The organism is Nocardioides marinisabuli (assembly GCF_013466785.1).
Classification (GTDB): domain Bacteria; phylum Actinomycetota; class Actinomycetes; order Propionibacteriales; family Nocardioidaceae; genus Nocardioides; species Nocardioides marinisabuli.
In genome coordinates this window covers 2,117,407-2,133,050 of sequence record NZ_CP059163.1, presented here as the reverse complement: position 1 = coordinate 2,133,050, position 15,644 = coordinate 2,117,407, and the positions used below count along the sequence as shown (strand labels likewise).

15 protein-coding genes are annotated in these 15,644 nt (G+C 73.9%); 7 read left to right on the top strand and 8 right to left on the bottom strand.

What is annotated here, in order from left to right:
* Positions 1–32: 32 nt before the first annotated feature.
* Together H0S66_RS10165 and mshD are read left to right on the top strand one after the other, a co-directional pair.
* Entirely contained in the window at positions 33–782 is a 750-nt protein-coding gene (locus H0S66_RS10165; protein ID WP_179615282.1) for a winged helix-turn-helix transcriptional regulator, read from the top strand.
* A gap of 10 nt (positions 783–792) precedes the next feature.
* Positions 793–1,644 (top strand): mycothiol synthase, encoded by an 852-nt coding sequence (gene mshD / locus H0S66_RS10160; protein WP_179615281.1) that lies wholly within the window; start codon positions 793–795, stop codon positions 1,642–1,644.
* Here mshD and H0S66_RS10155 read toward each other — a convergent pair.
* The 4 genes from H0S66_RS10155 to H0S66_RS10140 form a co-directional block, all read right to left on the bottom strand.
* On the bottom strand, positions 1,575–2,312 hold the full coding sequence (locus tag H0S66_RS10155; protein ID WP_179615280.1) for an alpha/beta fold hydrolase: 738 nt from the start codon (positions 2,310–2,312) through the stop codon (positions 1,575–1,577). The genes mshD and H0S66_RS10155 overlap by 70 nt on opposite strands.
* A 405-nt stretch (positions 2,313–2,717) precedes the next feature.
* Positions 2,718–3,680: a CAF17-like 4Fe-4S cluster assembly/insertion protein YgfZ gene (gene ygfZ / locus H0S66_RS10150; protein ID WP_179615279.1), complete on the bottom strand. Its 963-nt coding sequence runs from the start codon at positions 3,678–3,680 to the stop codon at positions 2,718–2,720.
* A complete protein-coding gene (locus H0S66_RS10145; protein WP_179615278.1) occupies positions 3,677–4,102 on the bottom strand; it encodes a Fur family transcriptional regulator in 426 nt (141 codons plus the stop codon). Before H0S66_RS10145 ends, ygfZ begins: the two co-directional genes overlap by 4 nt.
* Before the next feature lie 25 nt (positions 4,103–4,127).
* Entirely contained in the window at positions 4,128–4,622 is a 495-nt protein-coding gene (locus H0S66_RS10140) for a heme-binding beta-barrel domain-containing protein (protein WP_179615277.1), read from the bottom strand.
* 51 nt (positions 4,623–4,673) lie between these two features.
* Between H0S66_RS10140 and H0S66_RS10135 the strand changes: the two genes are divergently transcribed.
* Positions 4,674–5,033, top strand: a complete 360-nt coding sequence (locus H0S66_RS10135; RefSeq protein WP_179615276.1) for a DsrE family protein — start codon at positions 4,674–4,676, stop codon at positions 5,031–5,033.
* A gap of 5 nt (positions 5,034–5,038) precedes the next feature.
* Entirely contained in the window at positions 5,039–7,510 is a 2,472-nt protein-coding gene (locus H0S66_RS10130; protein ID WP_179615275.1) for a hypothetical protein, read from the top strand.
* Between the two features lie 24 nt (positions 7,511–7,534).
* Here H0S66_RS10130 and H0S66_RS10125 read toward each other — a convergent pair whose 3' ends face one another.
* Positions 7,535–8,587 carry an alpha/beta hydrolase gene (locus H0S66_RS10125; RefSeq protein WP_179615274.1) on the bottom strand — a complete coding sequence of 351 codons (1,053 nt, stop codon included), beginning with the start codon at positions 8,585–8,587 and terminating at the stop codon, positions 7,535–7,537.
* Positions 8,588–8,641: 54 nt separating this feature from the next.
* Between H0S66_RS10125 and H0S66_RS10120 the strand changes: the two genes are divergently transcribed.
* The 3 genes from H0S66_RS10120 to H0S66_RS10110 all read left to right on the top strand — a co-directional run bounded on the left by H0S66_RS10120 (position 8,642) and on the right by H0S66_RS10110 (position 12,555).
* Entirely contained in the window at positions 8,642–10,864 is a 2,223-nt protein-coding gene (locus tag H0S66_RS10120) for an RNA degradosome polyphosphate kinase (RefSeq protein ID WP_179615273.1), read from the top strand.
* 70 nt (positions 10,865–10,934) lie between these two features.
* Positions 10,935–11,552 carry a DUF47 domain-containing protein gene (locus H0S66_RS10115; RefSeq protein ID WP_179615272.1) on the top strand — a complete coding sequence of 206 codons (618 nt, stop codon included), beginning with the start codon at positions 10,935–10,937 and terminating at the stop codon, positions 11,550–11,552.
* Position 11,553: 1 nt separating this feature from the next.
* Positions 11,554–12,555, top strand: a complete 1,002-nt coding sequence (locus H0S66_RS10110) for an inorganic phosphate transporter (protein ID WP_179615271.1) — start codon at positions 11,554–11,556, stop codon at positions 12,553–12,555.
* A 91-nt stretch (positions 12,556–12,646) separates the two neighbouring features.
* On the opposite strand, the gene H0S66_RS10105 is transcribed toward H0S66_RS10110, so the two are convergent.
* The 3 genes from H0S66_RS10105 to pstA all read right to left on the bottom strand — a co-directional run bounded on the left by H0S66_RS10105 (position 12,647) and on the right by pstA (position 15,636).
* Entirely contained in the window at positions 12,647–13,690 is a 1,044-nt protein-coding gene (locus H0S66_RS10105; RefSeq protein WP_179615270.1) for a hypothetical protein, read from the bottom strand.
* A gap of 151 nt (positions 13,691–13,841) precedes the next feature.
* Complete coding sequence (gene pstB, locus H0S66_RS10100) at positions 13,842–14,702, bottom strand: phosphate ABC transporter ATP-binding protein PstB (protein ID WP_370463655.1); 861 nt, start codon at positions 14,700–14,702, stop codon at positions 13,842–13,844.
* A 52-nt stretch (positions 14,703–14,754) separates the two neighbouring features.
* The gene (gene pstA / locus H0S66_RS10095) at positions 14,755–15,636 is read right to left on the bottom strand and encodes a phosphate ABC transporter permease PstA (RefSeq protein ID WP_218876283.1); all 882 of its coding nucleotides are present in this window, start codon (positions 15,634–15,636) and stop codon (positions 14,755–14,757) included.
* Positions 15,637–15,644 lie beyond the last annotated feature (8 nt).

Below are 15,644 nucleotides of genomic sequence, written 5' to 3'. Positions count from 1 at the left end.
TTCTGGTCCCCCGCACACCGGAGGGACCCACCGTGAGCACGATTCTCCTCCTGACCAGCGCCCTGCAGCCCTCTGCCGAGGTGCTGCCCGGGCTGGCCCTGCTCGGTCACCAGGTCCGGGTGCTGCCACCCGAGGGCAGCGCACTGCTCGAGGCGCCCGACGTCGACCTGCTCCTGGTCGACGGCCGCCAGGACCTCGCCCACGCCCGCGACCTGTGCCGCCTCATCCGCACCACCGGCAGCGAGCAGCCCGTGCTGCTGGTCGCCACCGAGGGCGGCCTCGCCGTGGTCAGCCATGACTGGGGCATGGACGACGTCGTGCTGCACACCTGCGGCCCCGCCGAGCTCGAGGCCCGCATCAAGATCGCCATCGGCCGCTTCGCCGCGCGCATCGAGGCCGACGACCCCGAGTCGCACCTGATCCGCTCCGGCGAGGTCACCGTCGACGAGGCGACGTACACCGCGCGCATCGGCAAGCGCCCGCTCGACCTGACCTTCAAGGAGTTCGAGCTCCTCAAGCACCTGGCCCAGCACCCCGGCCGCGTCTTCAACCGCCAGCAGCTACTCCAGGAGGTGTGGGGCTACGACTACTTCGGCGGCACCCGCACCGTCGACGTCCACGTCCGGCGCCTGCGCGCCAAGCTCGGCGTCGAGCACGAGACGCTGATCGGCACCGTGCGCAACGTCGGCTACCGCTTCGTGGTGCCCGCCAAGGACGCGCGCGCCGAGGCCGACGCCCGCACCATCACCGAGGCCGGGGTCAGCGAACCCGCCTCGGGCTAAGGTCAGGGGAATGGACTCCCTGCACCACGCACGGCAGATCGAACGGGTCGCGGCCCTCTCCGAGGCCGCCGACGGCACCGCCCCGCTCGACGAGGCGACCCTGATGGCGCTGCGCCACCCCGAGCGGTTCCGCTCCTGGGTCGAGGGCGAGGCGGTCGCGGTCCTGGTCGACGACCAGGTCTCCCTCGTCGTGGCCCCCGAGGCCCGCGGCCGCGGGCTCGGCTCCAAGCTCCTCGACCAGCTGCTCGGCGACGTCGGGCCCGGCACCCGGCTCGAGGCCTGGTCGCACGCCGACCACCCCGCCGCCCGACACCTGGCCGGGCGCACCGGCTTCGAGCGGGTGCGCGAGCTGTGGGTGATGCGCCGTCGTACGTCGATCCCGCTGCCTCGCCTCGACCCGCCGCCGGGCGTCCGGTTGCGCACCTACACCGACGACGACGCCGAGGCCGTCCTGAGGCTCAACGCCGCGGCCTTCGCCGCCCACCCCGAGCAGGGGGCGATGGACGCCGACAACCTCGCCGAGCGGATGGCCGAGCACTGGTTCGACCCCGCCGGGCTGATCCTGGCCGTCGACACCTCCGAGGGCGCCGAGGGCCGACTGCTGGCCTTCCACTGGACCAAGCAGCACTCGCGCGAGCTCGGCGAGGTGTACGTCGTCGGGGTCGACCCCGAGGCCCAGGGCGCCGGCCTCGGACGGCTGGTCACCCTCGCCGGCCTGCACCACCTCGCCGACCTGCAGGTCAACGAGGTGCTGCTCTACGTGGAGTCCGACAACGCGGCCGCGATCCGCGTCTACCGCGACAAGCTGGGGTTCACCCACGCCTCGGAGGACACCCACGTGATGTACCGCCGACCCGCCTGAGGCTCCGCCTGCTCGGGCACCGGGTGGACGAGCTCGGCGAGCGCGCCGTGCACCAGGTCGAGCACCAGGTCGGCGTGCTCGGTCACCGGCTCGTCGCCGACCCCGGGCAGCACCAGCCAGCGCGCGCCCGGCAGCTCGACCGAGTGGTCGGGCCGCTCGCCCACGGCGGCCCACACCGGCACGGTGACCTGCCGCAGCCGCTCCAGCACGTCGCAGGCCGTCCGCTCGACGGGGCTCAGCAGCACCAGGCCGGCCACGGCCCCGGGCTCGGTCAGCGCCATCTCCACGGCCAGGCACGCGGCGTCGCCCTCGGCGACCAGCAGCAGGCCCCGGGGCTCGGAGCGCCGCAGCGCGTCGAGCAGGTGGCTCGCCCGCTCCTCGACGCCGCCCTCGACGGGGTCGGAGAGGCCGCAGCCGGGCAGGTCGGGGGCCAGCAGGCGCGCGCTCCACGAGCCGAGGCCCATCAGGTCGGCCCAGGCCTCGCCCGTGCCGCCGTCGCGGTGCAGCAGCACCACGGGTGCGCCTTCGCTCGTGCCGGCCTCGTGCAGGTGCACCTGCGCGCCCGGGTCGCCCAGGTAGCGCCGGAACGCCGGGGGCGCGGTCCACGGGTCGGCGGCCTGCTGTCCGGGCGTGGGCTCGCCCGCGCCGCTCGAGGCGGTCGACGACATGTCGTCGGCGGAAGGATGCACAACATCAGCTTTCAAGCAGGCGAGACAGCACGACTCGCGGGCAGACAGGTCGTGCAGCGGCAGGTTCAAGCCTAAGTCAGGGTCTTGCCACGACCCATTCGCTTTACGTTCGGACGCTGTTTGTAACACAGCGGTCTAGACCAGTGGGTGACCTATGACGGCCCGGGTGGTCCAGACCCGTCACCTGTCGGCCACCCACGCGACGCCGACCGGCGCTTCAATAACGCTGCGGGCGCCGTCACCGTCGCCCTCCCACCGTCTCGGACGACCGAGAGAGGCGCCACGTGTTCAAGAAGCTGCGACGCACCGTGCGCTGCCGCCGCAAGTACGGCGACCGCTGCCCCCACATCGAGCGGCACTCCAGGCGCCGCTCGACCTGAGGCCTCAGCGCAGCTTCGGACGCACGTGCAGCCCCACCTCGGGGTCGACCACGACCTCCTGGGCGGCCGGCATCGAGTCGACCTCGAGCGTCGCGTCGACCGGCACGTTGCGCTTGACCATCGCCAGCGCGATCGGGCCCAGCTCGTGGTGGCGGGCCGAGGAGCCGACGAACCCGACGACCTTCTCGCCGTTCCTCAGCTCGGCGCCCTGCTCGGGCAGCCGGTTCTCGGTGCCGTCGAGGTGCAGCAGCACCAGCCGGCGCGGCGGACGGCCCAGGGTGTGCACCCGCGCGACCGTCTCCTGGCCCCGGTAGCAGCCCTTGTCGAGGTGCACCGCCGGGCCGACCCAGCCGACCTCGTTGGGGATGGTGCGGGTGTCGGTGTCGATCAGCAGCCGCGGCTCGCCGCGGGCGATGCGCAGCGCCTCGAAGGCCCACATCCCGCACGCCGGGCCGGCCGCGGCGGCGTACGCCGCCAGCTGCTCGCGGGGCACCAGCTCGTAGGTCGTGCCCGTCGAGGAGGCGCGCCAGGTCACCGCGAGGTCGTCGGTGACCTCGGAGAGCTCGACGCGGGTCATGAACTTCATCCGCTCGAGGAACTCCAGCAGCGCCGCGGCCGCGCCGGGCTCGGTGTGCGCCACGAACGCCTCGCCGTCGTCGTACCCGCTGAAGGCGTGCTCGACGTGGCCCTGCGGGGAGAGCACCAGCGCGTCGGTCCAGACCTTGGGCGCGAGGTCGAGGAAGTACTGCGTGGTCAGCGCGTGCAACCAGGTCAGCCGGTCGGGGCCCTCGATGCGCAGCACGTCGCGGTGGGAGAGGTCGACGAAGCCCTCCCCGGACTCCAGGGTGCGCTGCTCGGCGTTGAAGGAGCCGTAGTGCGCGGCCACCGGGGCGTCGACGCCGTTGCCGGCGACCGCGCCGGGTAGGTCGAGCAGGGGGCTGGTGCGGGGGTGGGTCTGGCTGGTCATGGGTTCTCCTCTCGTGCGCACTCGGCGCAGGTGCCGAAGACGGTCAGGTGACCGATGTCGGCGGTGAAGCCGTGCTCGTCGGCCAGGCGCCCGGTCAGCACCGAGGCGACCTCGGCGCCGACGGAGACGACCCGGCGGCAGGTGCGGCACACCAGGTGGAAGTGCTCGTGGTCGGTGACGGAGTGGTAGGTCGGCGCCCGGTCGGAGAGGTGCGCGTGGCGCACCAGCCCGAGCTCCTCGAGCACCTCGAGGTTGCGGTAGACCGTCGAGACGTTGACCGCCGAGGAGTGCTGGCGCACCTCGGCCAGGACCTCGTCGGGCGTGGCGTGGCCCAGCGACTCGACCGCCCGCAGCACCAGCTCGCGCTGCGGCGTGAGCCGGTAGCCGCTGCCGGCCAGGCGCCGCCGCAGGTCGTCGGTCATCGCGCAGCCCACCCCGCCCCGCGCCTCAGGACCGCTTCAGCCGCGCCCACAGGTGCGGCTGGAGCTCCTTGCCCTCGGCCTCCATGTCGTAGGCGTAGAGCAGGTCGCCCTCGACGTTGCCGTAGAGCCGGTGCCCGCCGGTGACCTCGCGGGCGGTCTCGGTGAAGGCCACGCCGGCGGTGCGCAGCTCGATCTTGCCGTCCTCGGCGTTGCCGTACCAGATCTCGGAGATGCCGGTGTTGTGCGCCAGCACCATCTCGACCTTGCCGCGCTCGGGGCAGCGCAGGAACCCGGTCTCCTGGGCGGCCTCGCGCACCTTCTCACCGTTCTCGTCGATGATCCACGAGCGCGAGAAGTAGTGCAGGAACGGGCGGCCGTCCTGCTGGAAGACCAGCTCCTGCTGGTAGTCGTAGGGCTCGATCCCCGGGTAGTCGCCCTTGCCGCTGCCGGACCAGGTGCCGAGCAGCCAGACGAGGGGGCCACAGTGGGGATGCAGGTTGGGAGGGAGTTCGATCGGCACCCCTCCACCATAGGCGCCGACCCGGCCCGGGGCGGCGCCTAGGCTTCGCCCATGCGTCCCCTCGTCATCAAGGTCACCTGCGCCGCCGACGACCCCGAGCGCTCCAACCAGGCCTTCACCGTCGCCGCCGCGGCGGCCGCGGCCGGGGCGGACGTCTCGCTGTGGCTCACCGGCGACGCCGCGTCGTACGCCGTCGCGGGCGGCGGGCCCGACCTCGGGCTCGAGCACGCCACCCCGGTCGCCCAGCTGCTCGAGGTGGTGCTCGCGACCGGCCGCGTGACGGTGTGCACCCAGTGCGCGGCACGCCGCGGGATCACCGAGGACGACCTCGCGCCGGGGCTGCGGATGGCCGGCGCGGCGCTCTTTGCCGAGGAAGTGCTCGGCGAGCACGTGCAGGCGCTGGTGTACTGATCCCGATGAGCACTCCCGGTCCTCCCCCCACCGAGCCGCGCCGCTGGCTGCGCCGCTCCGCCACGACCACCACCGCCGACGCCGACGCCGCCCCCGCGCCGTCGGTCGAGGAGCTCACCGAGCGGATCGCCACCCAGACCGCGGCCGCCGAGCGCGCCGCCTCGCTGCGCCACTCCGCCGAGCTGGCGGCCGCCGAGCAGGCCGCCGAGCGGATCGCCGCCGAGGAGCTGGCCCAGCAGGCCGCCCAGGCCCGCGCCGAGGCCGACCGCGCCGCGGCCGAGCACGCCGCCGCCGCGCAGGAGGCGTACGACGCCCGCGCGGCCGCCGAGGAGGCCGCTCGCGTCGCCGAGGAGTCGCGGGCCGCGGCGGAGCAGGCCCGCGCCGCCGCCGAGGAGTCGATCCGGGAGCGGGCCGAGGAGTCGGCCCGGGCCCGCGAGGCGGCCGAGGAGGCCGCGACCGAGGCGACCCGTCGCGCCGAGGAGCAGGCTGAGCTGCGCGCCGCCGCCGAGCAGGCCGCCCAGGCGGCGGCCGAGGCCCGCGCCGAGGCCGAGGAGAGCGCGCGGGCGCAGGCCGAGGCCGCCGCCGCTGCGCACACCGCCCAGACCGAGGCCCAGCAGGCCGCCGCCGCGGCTGCCACCGCCGCCGAGGAGGCGCTGGTCGCGCGGCGCAGCGCCGAGGAGGTCGCCACCGCCCACGGCGAGGCCGCCACCCACGCCCACTCCGACCGCGAGAACGCCGAGCACGCCGCCCGGGAGGCCGAGGCCCGCGCCCAGGCCGCCGCCGAGGCTCGCACCGCGGCCGAGGAGGCCGCCGCCGCCCAGGCCGCCGCCCGCGAGGAGGCCGACCGGGTCGCCGCCGAGCACGCCCGGGCGCGCAGCAGCGCCGAGGAGGCCGCCGCCGAGCAGGCCCACCTGGCCGAGCAGGCCCACGAGGCCCGCACCGCCGCCGATCAGGCGGCCCAGGAGCGCGCCCAGGAGGCGGAGCAGGCGCACGCCGCGCGCCTCGAGGCCGAGGAGGCCGGGCGGGTGCAGGCCGGCCTCGCCGACGAGGCCCAGGCCGCCCGCGAGCGGGCCGAGGAGGCCACCCGCGCGGCCAACGAGGAGGCCGAGGCCGCGCACCGGGCCCGCCAGGCGGCCGACGTACGCGCCCAGGAGCAGGGCGAGGCGGCCGCGGCCGCCCACGAGGCCCGTGCCGCGGCCGACGCCGCCGCCGAGGAGGCAGCGGCCGCGCGGCAGGCCGCCGACGGGGCCGCCGCCGAGCACGCCCGGCTGGCCGAGGAGGCCCACGCCGCCCGAGCGGACGCCGAGCAGGCCGCTGCCGACGCGGCGGTCCGCCTCGGCGAGACCGTCGCCCTGGCCGACGCCGCCCACCAGGCCGCGGCCGCCCGCGGACGCGACGCGGAGGCCGCCGGCACCGCCCTCGAGGCGGCCCGTGCCGACGCCGCCGCCGAGGCTCGCAGCGCCCAGGAGGCCCACGAGGCCCAGACCCTCGCCGACGCCGCCGCCACCGAGCACGCGCGCCTGGCCGCCGAGGCCCACGAGGCCCGCCTCGCCGCCGAGCAGGCCGCCGCCGAGGCCGTCGAGGCCCGCGCCAGCGCCGAGGCCGACGCCCAGCGCCACGCCGAGCTCGCCGCCGAGGCCGCCCGCGAGCGGGAGGCCGCCGAGCAGCGCACCATCGAGGTCCTCGAGCAGATGGCCGCCGCCGCCCGCGAGCACGACGAGGCGCTGCGCGCCGCGCAGGTCGCCCGCCAGGAGGCCGAGCAGGCGGCCGCCGAGGCCGTCACCGCCCGCGCCGAGGCCGAGCAGGCCGCCGCCGACCGGGCCGTGGACCGGCAGGCCGTCGAGGCCTCCGTGCGCCACCACGCCGAGCTCGTCGAGATCGCGATGGCCGAGCGCCTGGCCGCCGAGGAGCGCGCCACCGCGCTGGCCGACGAGCTCGCCCGGACCCGACCCCGCGGCCGGCCGGCCGCGCAGCAGGAGCGGGGGCTGCAGGGGCTGCTGGGCAGCCCCGACGGACCTCCCGAGGGCACCCGCCCGGTCGCCCGCGACCCTCACCCGCCCAGCTCGCACCCGCGCACCACGGGCCGCGTGGTAGGTGCCGTGGCCGGGGCGCTCGCCCTGCTCGCCGCCATCGTGGGCGTCGGCGTCGGCCTGGCCGACGGGTTCGCCACCCCCATGCCGCTGGCCGCGCTGCTGCTCGCGGTGCTGCTCGGCGTGGTCGCGGTCCGCTCGCTGCGGGCCTCCGGCAGCGCGAGCATCGGCGACGACGGCGTGGTCGACATCCTCAACAGCGACGGTCACCACCGCTTCAGCGCCGCCAACCCCGCCACCGTCATCGAGGCGGTCGGCGAGCCCGGCGACCGCGACTGGCGGGTGCTCTTCCACCGCAGGACGCTGCCGCCGGTGGCGGTCGACGCGACCATGGTCGAGCCCGAGGAGTTCGTCGAGGCGCTGCGCGCCTGGCGCCCCGAGCTCTGAACCGACTGGACCGGCCGGCAGCTCCTAGGCGAGCCCCGCCTCGAGACGGTGGGCGATCTCGACCACCGCGGCGCGCGGGCTGCGACCGGCGCCGGTCATGTTGAGGAAGCCGTGGATCTGGTCCTCGAAGCGGCGCAGCTCGACCGCGACACCGGCCTCCTCGAGCCGGCGCGCGTAGGCCTCGCCCTCGTCGCGCAGCGGGTCGAACCCGGCGGTGCACAGGAAGACCGGGGCCAGCCGGCCCGCGACCTCGGCGCCCAGGTCGGCGTACGCCGGCGAGAGCCGCGGGTCGCGCCGCTCGTCGTCGGAGAGCTGGGGGTAGTAGCACTCGGCGGCCAGGTCGATGAAGCCCTGGGTCAGGTAGAAGCCGTCGCCGAACAGCCGCAGGCTCTCGGTGTCGCGCAGCGCGTCGGTGCCGGGGTAGATGAGCAGCTGCAGCGCCAGCGGCAGGCCCTCCTGGGCGGCCGTGAGCGCGGTCGCGGCGGCCAGGTTGCCGCCCGCGGAGTCGCCGCCCACCGCGAGGCGCGAAGTGTCGGCGCCGACCTCGGCGGCGTGGTCGAGCAGCCAGCGGTACGCCGCCAGCGCGTCGTCGTGGGCGGCCGGGAAGCGGTGCTCGGGCGCAAGCCGGTAGTCGACGGCCAGCACCCGCACCCCGGCCTCGGAGGCCAGCAGCCGGCACGGTGCGTCGTGGCTCTCGAGGTCGCCGTAGACGAAGCCGCCGCCGTGGAAGAACAGCAGCGTGGGGTGGCTCCCGGCGCCGCGGCGCTGGCTCGGCACGTAGAGCCGCGCCGCCATCCCCGCCACCTGCAGGTCGCGGACCTCGGCCACCGGGTCGTCGCCGGCGATCAGCGCGGTCTGGCGGGCCAGCGCCACGCGCCCCTCGGGGATCGGCATCGTCTCGACGGCCGGCTCGCGGGCGACCCGCTGCAGCGCCAGCATCAGCCGCACGTCGTCGGCCAGGGTCTGGGTGTCGCGCACGACGGGGCGACCGATCCGGCGCTGCACGACCTCGGGCAGACCGGTCAGCCCGCGCAGCGCGAACCGCTCGACGGCCTGCTTGGCTCGGGAGGTGGTCACGGCTCCCGAACCTAGCGTCACCTCCCGTTCAACTCGCGGTGACACACTGACGCCATGCCCGACGCTCCGCTCGAGACCGCTCCCGCCGCCGCCGACCTGACCCTGGTCGAGGACCAGACCGCCGGGGCCGACGGGGGCGCTGCGGAGGCCGCGGACACAGCGGACACCGAGGAGGCGCCGTACGCGCCCTACGAGGCCGAGCTGGCCGCCGTCGCCGAGCACGACGACCGCTTCCTGGACCGCGAGCTGTCGTGGCTGCACTTCAACCAGCGCGTCCTCGAGCTCGCCGAGGACCCCGGGCTGCCGCTGCTGGAGCGGGTGCGCTTCCTGGCGATCTTCACCAGCAACCTCGACGAGTTCTTCATGGTCCGCGTCGCCGGCCTCAAGCGGCGCATCGCCACCGGGCTGGCCGTGCGCGCCGCGTCGGGGCTGATGCCGCTCGACGTGCTCGAGCGGATCTGGACCACCACCCGCGAGCTGAGCGAGCGCCAGGCCTCCCTGTTCCGCGACGAGATCGTGCCGGCGCTGGTCGAGCACGACATCGAGCTGGTGCGCTGGGACGACCTCGACCGCGACGAGCAGAAGCAGTGCAAGCGGATGTTCAAGGACCGGATCTTCCCGGTGCTGACCCCGCTGGCCGTCGACCCGGCCCACCCCTTCCCCTACATCTCGGGGCTCTCGCTCAACCTCGCGGTGATGATCCGCAACCCCAAGACCGGCAAGGAGCACTTCGCGCGGGTCAAGGTCCCGCCGAGCTTCAGCCGGTTCGTCTCCCTGGGCAACCACCGCTTCGTGCCGCTCGAGGACGTCATCCGCGAGCACCTCAAGCGGCTCTTCCCCGGCATGGAGGTGCTGGAGGCCCACACCTTCCGGGTCACCCGCAACGAGGACGTCGAGGTCGAGGAGGACGACGCCGAGAACCTCCTGGCCGCGCTCGAGAAGGAGCTGCTGCGCCGCCGCTTCGGCCCGGCGGTGCGCCTCGAGGTCGAGGCGTCCATCGCCCCGCACGTGCTCGACCTGCTGATGGAGGAGCTCGGGGTCAGTCGCGCCGAGGTCTTCCACCTGCCCGGCCCGCTCGACCTGCGCGGGCTCCACGACATCGCCGACATCGGCCGCGAGGAGCTGCGCTACCCCGCGTTCGTGCCGACCACCCACCGGCTGCTCGCCGAGGTCGAGTCCGCCGCCCCCGTCGACGTCTTCAAGGCCGCACGGCGCCACGACGTGCTCCTGCACCACCCCTACGACTCGTTCGCCACCTCGGTGCAGCGCTTCATCGAGCAGGCCGCGGCCGACCCGCACGTGCTGGCGATCAAGCAGACGCTCTACCGCACCTCCGGCGACTCCCCCATCATCGACGCCCTCATCGACGCCGCGGAGGCCGGCAAGCAGGTGCTGGTGATCGTCGAGATCAAGGCCCGCTTCGACGAGCAGGCCAACATCCGCTGGGCCCGCAAGCTCGAGCAGGCCGGCTGCCACGTCGTCTACGGGCTGGTCGGGCTCAAGACCCACTGCAAGCTCTCGATGGTCGTGCGCGACGAGGGCGAGGGCCAGGGCGGGATCCGCCGCTACACCCACATCGGCACCGGCAACTACAACCCCAAGACCTCGCGGCTCTACGAGGACCTGGGCCTGATCACCACCGACGAGCGGATCGGCGAGGACGTCGCCCACCTGTTCAACAACCTCTCGGGCTGGTCGCGCAACGCCTCGTACGACGAGCTGCTGGTGGCCCCCGACTCGGTGCGCCCGGGGCTGATCGAGCAGGTGCACCGCGAGATCGGGCACCACCTCGCCGGCCGCCCCGCGCGGATCCGCATCAAGGCCAACTCGGTCGTCGACGAGAGCGTCATCGACGCGCTCTACCTGGCCAGCCGGGCCGGGGTGCCGGTCGAGCTGCTGGTGCGCGGCATCTGCGGGCTGCGCCCCGGCGTGCCCGGGCTCAGCGACAACATCACCGTGCGCTCGGTGCTGGGGCGCTTCCTCGAGCACAGCCGGATCTTCCGCTTCGAGAACGGCGGCGACCCGGTCGCGTGGATCGGCTCGGCCGACCTGATGCACCGCAACCTCGACCGCCGCGTCGAGGTGCTGGTGCGCCTGCCCGACGCCGCCAGCATCGAGGCCGTCGGCGAGCTGCTCGACCTGGCCTTCGACCCCGACACCAGTGCGTGGGAGCTGAGCAGCGACGGGTCGTGGGCGAGCAACGGCGGCGGCGTACACCTGCAGGAGGCGCTGATCGAGCGCCAGCGCGGGCGACGCCACACCAGCGCCGGCGGCTGAAGGTTAGTCACCCGGCTCTACGAGCCCTAGTCTTGGGCGCGCCATCTCGTCGCCCCCAGGAGAGACACCCGTGCGACTGCGTTTCCGTCCGGTCGAGAGCTCGTTCTACGACCACTTCTCCGACTCCGCCCAGCACCTCGTCACCGGTGCCGGGCTGCTCGCCGAGATGCTCTCCGACGAGGCCGACCGCGAGGCCGTCGCCCTGCGGATGCGCGAGGCCGAGCACGCCGCCGACGAGACCACCCACGCCATCGTCAAGCAGGTGAACTCCACCTTCGTGACGCCCTTCGACCGCGAGGACATCTACGCGCTGGCCTCGGGCCTGGACGACGTGATGGACATGATGGACGAGGTCGTCGACATGGTCCTGCTCTACGAGCCCAAGGTGCTGCCGCCCGAGCTGCTCGACCAGGTCGAGCTGCTGCAGCGCTGCGCCGACCTGACCGCGACCACGATGCCGAACCTGCGCTCGATGCAGTCGCTGGGCGAGTACTGGATCGAGATCAACCGGCTCGAGAACGCCGGCGACCGCAACCACCGCCGCATCATCGCCAACCTGTTCTCCGGGGAGTTCAAGGCGATGGAGGTGCTCAAGCTCAAGGACATCGCCGAGGCGCTCGAGGGGTCGATCGACGCGTTCGAGACCGTCGCCAACCGGATCGAGCAGATCGCGGTCAAGGAGTCCTGAGTTGACCCTCGCGATCGTCATCGCGGTCGTCGTCGTCGCTCTGGTCTTCGACTACACCAACGGCTTCCACGACGCCGCCAACGCCATCGCCACCTCGGTCTCCACCCGGGCGCTGACCCCTCGGGTCGCGCTCGCCATGGCCGCGGTGATGAACTTCATCGGCGCCTTCCTCGGCCAGGAGGTCGCCAACACCGTCGGGTCGGTGATCACCCCCGAGGCCGGCACCGCCGGGCTGGTGATCGTGATGTCGGGCCTGCTCGGCGCGATCGCCTGGAACCTGCTGACCTGGTACTTCGGCCTGCCCTCCTCCTCCTCCCACGCCCTCATCGGCGGCCTGGTCGGCGCGGCCGTCGCGTCGGGGTCGCTGGTGAAGTGGGACGTCATCGTCGACAAGATCCTGCTCCCGATGATCGCCTCGCCGCTCTTCGGCTTCGCCGCCGCGTTCGTGCTGATGGTCGCGATCATGTGGATCTTCCGGCGCCGCAACCCGCACCGCACCCAGCGCGGCTTCCGGATCGCCCAGACCCTCTCGGCCGCCGCGATGGCGCTCGGCCACGGCCTGCAGGACGCCCAGAAGACGATGGGCGTCATCTTCCTGGCCCTCGTCACCGGCGGGTACGCCACCGCCGACGACCCGCTGCCGATCTGGGTCATCCTCGCCGCGGCCGCCGCCATCTCGGCCGGCACCTGGGCCGGCGGCTGGCGGATCATGCGCACCCTGGGCCGACGCATCATCGCCCTCGACCCCGCCCGCGGCTTCGCCTCCGAGACAGTCGCCGCCGGTGTCCTCTACACGACCGCGTTCGTCTTCGAGGCCCCCATCTCCACCACCCACACCATCACCTCCGCGGTGATGGGCGCCGGCGCCACCAAGCGCTTCTCGGCCGTGCGGTGGGGCGTGGCCCGCTCCATCGTCACCGCCTGGGTGCTGACCTTCCCCGCCGCCGGCCTGGTCGCCGCCTCGTTCTACTGGGTCTCGCACTACGTCTTCCAGCTGCCCTGAGGCTGCGGGGGCGCGGATAGTCCCTGACGTTCCACACACCGGATCGGCGTGTCGCGGTGTGGAAGGTCAGGGACTGTCCCGACCCGCGGCCTCAGCCGGTACGACGACCGCGCGCCAGCCACAGGTCTCGCTCGACGCCGACCAGGGCGCGGCGCCGAGCCACGGTGCTGGTGTCGCGCCACCAGTGCGGCTGCTGCAGGGTCCAGCCGCGCGCGGCGACCGGCTGCTGGGCGGCCCGCCGGTAGGCGTCGCGCAGCCGGTCGAGGAAGTCGCCGGGCGAGGCGAGGTCGGCGCCGACCATCACCACCGGCTCCAGCCCGTGGCGGCGCAGGTCGCCCTCGCGGCGCAGGTCACGCGCCCGCCGGACACCCTCGAGGTGCAGCTCGCCGTCGTACTCGCCGGCCACCCCGCTGGCCGGGTCGAGGAGGTCGGGGGTCGCGACGTGGCTCCCGCGGGTGTCGAAGACCGGGGCGTTGGCCAGGAGGCACACCTCGGGCATCCGCTCCTGCCACAGCAGTCGCAGCCGGGTCTCCATCGGCGACCACACGTTCTCCGCAGCCAGCGGCAGGGCCCGACGGGCCTGCTCGATGCCGGTGTAGCTGGCGTGCGACCCCACCCAGGCCGCGACCTCGCCAGGGGCGACCAGGTCGCTGAGGTAGGCCATGTCGAGGACCACCACGGCCGCATCGAGACCGGCCGCGTACCTGACCTCGAAGCAGGTCGCCCGCACCGCCGAGCTCATCGGCACCCCGTCCACCAGCTCGACCTCGCGGGGGTCGCAGCGCTCCTCGCACAGGGCGAACAGCGGTTGCGGACGGAGCCGCCGACGGGACGTCGAGACCGGCACCGGCCTCGGCTCACCGGCCGCGGTGAGCCCGTCGGCGTACGGCGCCCCGCGCCACGACAGCGCCGCCCACCCGGTCACCGAGACGTGACGCGCCGGGAGCAGGCAGGCGGCCTCGGCGATGCGCTGCGCAGCGCTCGGCTCGACGTGCGCGGGCACGTAGCGGCCCCGCGACGTACGCCGCCACCACGGGCCCGCCGCCTCGCGAGCCGTGGGGCCGTCGATGCCGCGCGGGTCGACGGGCACCGGCACGACCACCCCGTGCCCCGAGCCCAGCCCTTGCGTCGCCATGCCCCGCAGGGTGGCGCACCGCGGGCCGGAGCGGGCTCGTCCTCCACAGGGACCGCTCGCAGGCCCCCGGAGCGCGAGAAAGTCCCTGACCTTCCGGACACCCCAGCGGCGTGTCGGGGTGAGGAAGGTCAGGGACTATCCGGAGCAGCCCTCAGCCGAAGCGACCGGAGATGTAGTCCTCGGTGCGCTTGTCGGCGGGGTTGGTGAAGATCCGGTTGGTGTCGTCGAACTCCACCAGCAGGCCGGTGCGGTTGCCGGTGGTCTCGTCGGGGCGCGCGGTGAAGAAGGCGGTGCGGTCGGAGACGCGCGCGGCCTGCTGCATGTTGTGGGTGACCACGATGATGGTGAAGGTCTGGCGCAGCTCCATCATCAGGTCCTCGATGCGCGAGGTCGCGATCGGGTCGAGCGCCGAGCACGGCTCGTCCATCAGGATCAGGTCGGGCTTGGTGGCGATGGTGCGCGCGATGCACAGGCGCTGCTGCTGCCCGCCCGAGAGCCCGTACGCCGACTGCTTGAGCTTGTCCTTGACCTCGTCCCACAGCGCGGCGCCGCGCAGCGCCTCCTCGACCAGGTCGTCCATGGACTCGACCTTCATGCCGGTGACCCGGGGGCCGTAGGCGATGTTGTCGTAGATCGACTTGGGGAACGGGTTGGGCTTCTGGAAGACCATCCCGATGTGGGTGCGGACCGCGATCGGGTCGACGCCGGGGCCGTAGATGTTCTGGCCGTGGTAGCTGACCTCGCCGGTGACCCGGGCGTTGGCGACCAGGTCGTTCATCCGGTTCAGGCAGCGCAGCACCGTCGACTTGCCGCACCCCGAGGGGCCGATCAGGGCGGTGATCTCGTTCTGGCCGAAGGCCAGGTCGACGTCGTGCACGGCGTGGAAGTCGCCGTAGAAGACGTTGAGGTCGCGGGTCTCGATGACCGACTTGGCCGGGACCGACGCGACGGCGCGGTCGCGCCCCACGTCGGCCAGGGAGCCGGTCTGGGGCTCGGGGGATGCGGGGTCCACTGTCTCGGGTCCCTTTCGGATCGTGACGCTGTGCGGTTGCTTGCTCATGCTCTCACCAGGACCTCTGGAACTTGTTGCGGATCACGATCGCGAGCGCGTTGAGGCTCAGGACCATGACGAGAAGGACGATGATGCCCGCCGAGGCAGCCACCCGCAGGTCCTCCTGGGACTGCGAGGTGAGCGAGTAGATCTGCATCGGCAGCGCGGTGATCGGGCTCATCACGCCGGTGGGGTCGAAGCGCAGCGAGCCGGCCAGGCCCACCACGATCAGCGGGGCGGCCTCACCGATGGCGCGCGAGAGACCCAGGATGGTGCCGGTCGCGATGCCGGGCACCGAGGACGGCAGCGTCTGGCGCCAGGTGGTCTGCCACACCGTGGCCCCCAGCGCGAGCGAGCCCTGGCGGATGTCGTCGGGCACGGCGCGCAGCGCCTCGCGGGTGGTGATCACGATGACCGGCAGGATCAGCAGCGCGAGCGCCAGGCCGCCGCCCAGGGCGGTGCCGGTCTCGCTGAAGCCGAGCACCGCCATCACCGCGACGGCCAGCAGGCCGTAGACGATCGCGGGCACGGCGGCCAGGTTCTGCAGGTTGACCTCGAGGACCCGGTTGTACCAGCGCCGGTTGTCGGCGAACTCCTCGAAGTACACGGCCGCCGCGATGCCCAGCGGCACCGCGAGGACCGCGGTCACGCCCATCAGCCAGACGGTGCCCAGGATGCCGGCGCGGAAGCCGGTCGACTCGGGCCGCACCCGGGAGGCGTACTCGGTCAACAGGGCCGCGTCGAAGCGCGAGCTGCCCTCGATGGCGGTGTCGATGATCAGCACGGCCAGGACCATGACGCCGAAGAACAGCGAGAACCACAGGGCGACGAGGAAGAGGATCGAGCGGACGTTGCGGTCCTTGGAGCGACCCGTCAGCGCGGTCGCCTCGGTCACCCGGCGGG

Excerpts from the sequence above, each read along its gene's own strand:
- mshD (WP_179615281.1), top strand. The coding sequence starts at position 793 with ATGGACTCCCTGCACCACGCACGGCAGATCGAACGGGTCGCGGCCCTC.
- H0S66_RS10155 (WP_179615280.1), bottom strand. The coding sequence starts at position 2,312 with ATGTCGTCGACCGCCTCGAGCGGCGCGGGCGAGCCCACGCCCGGACAG.
- ygfZ (WP_179615279.1), bottom strand. The coding sequence starts at position 3,680 with ATGACCAGCCAGACCCACCCCCGCACCAGCCCCCTGCTCGACCTACCC.
- H0S66_RS10145 (WP_179615278.1), bottom strand. The coding sequence starts at position 4,102 with ATGACCGACGACCTGCGGCGGCGCCTGGCCGGCAGCGGCTACCGGCTC.
- H0S66_RS10135 (WP_179615276.1), top strand. The coding sequence starts at position 4,674 with ATGCGTCCCCTCGTCATCAAGGTCACCTGCGCCGCCGACGACCCCGAG.
- H0S66_RS10130 (WP_179615275.1), top strand. The coding sequence starts at position 5,039 with ATGAGCACTCCCGGTCCTCCCCCCACCGAGCCGCGCCGCTGGCTGCGC.
- H0S66_RS10120 (WP_179615273.1), top strand. The coding sequence starts at position 8,642 with ATGCCCGACGCTCCGCTCGAGACCGCTCCCGCCGCCGCCGACCTGACC.
- H0S66_RS10105 (WP_179615270.1), bottom strand. The coding sequence starts at position 13,690 with ATGGCGACGCAAGGGCTGGGCTCGGGGCACGGGGTGGTCGTGCCGGTG.